The sequence below is a fragment of the Bradyrhizobium sp. STM 3809 genome (assembly GCF_000239795.1).
Taxonomy (GTDB): Bacteria; Pseudomonadota; Alphaproteobacteria; order Rhizobiales; family Xanthobacteraceae; genus Bradyrhizobium.
Genome location: NZ_CAFJ01000776.1, coordinates 1 through 833 on the forward strand (window position 1 = coordinate 1; position 833 = coordinate 833).

Genomic DNA, 833 nt, shown 5'->3' on the forward strand with positions numbered 1-833 from the left:
CAGCGGCGCTCGCTGGTCGTCCGATGGCGCCGCGCCGATCCAGCGTTCAATTCGGCAAACAACAACCAAAACGCGCATGCGCGTTCGTTCCATTATGTCCTGAAGTTTCGTAGATTTGGGCTCATGTCCAAACGCCTCACCGTCGAGCCCATCCGGTCCGATCGGCGCGCGTCCGCGCTGATCGTGGTCGTTGCCCTGTCGCTTGGCCTCGCTCGCGCCCATGCGCAGACTTCCGTCCCCAATGCGGTTCAGGGATTTTCTGACAATCGAGACCAACCCATCCGGATCGAGGCGGATGCGTTCGAGGTGCGTAAGCCGAAGAGCCGCGCCGTGTTCTCGGACAATGTGAAGGTGATCCAGGGCGACACGACGATGACGTCGAAGAGCCTGGAGGTGCTCTACACCTCGCAGCCCCTGCCGGACCCGCCGACCCGATCAGGACAGCCGATGCAGTCGGCCCGGCCCGGACCGGGCGGCAACACTGCCATCAAACGGCTGGAAGCGCGCGGGGACGTCGTCGTCACGCGGAAGGACCAGACCGCCCGCGGCCAGCGCGCGATCTTCGATACCAAGACCAATCTCATCAGCCTGCTCGGCGATGTGGTGCTGACGCAATGTGGCAACGTGATGCGCGGCGATCGCCTTCTGGTCGACATGGCCTCCGGCGTATCGCGCGTCGAAGTGGATCATGGGAAGGTCATCGCGATGATCCAGCAGCGATCGGACACGGGATGCCAACAGCCCGCCGCGGTACCGGCAACCGCGCCACGACCCAAGCGATGATGCGGGCCGCTGCAGCGTCCTGCGCCGTCGACGCGCAGGCTGAGTCCTGC

Annotated in this window: 1 protein-coding gene; it reads left to right on the plus strand. The window is 64.8% G+C overall.

Annotated elements, in window-relative coordinates; translation table 11 throughout:
- Nucleotides 1-783, plus strand: a 783-nt coding sequence (locus BRAS3809_RS32830; RefSeq protein ID WP_502685688.1) for an LptA/OstA family protein, incomplete at its 5' end; no start/stop codon positions are given.
- Between the last annotated feature and the right edge of the window lie 50 nt (nt 784-833).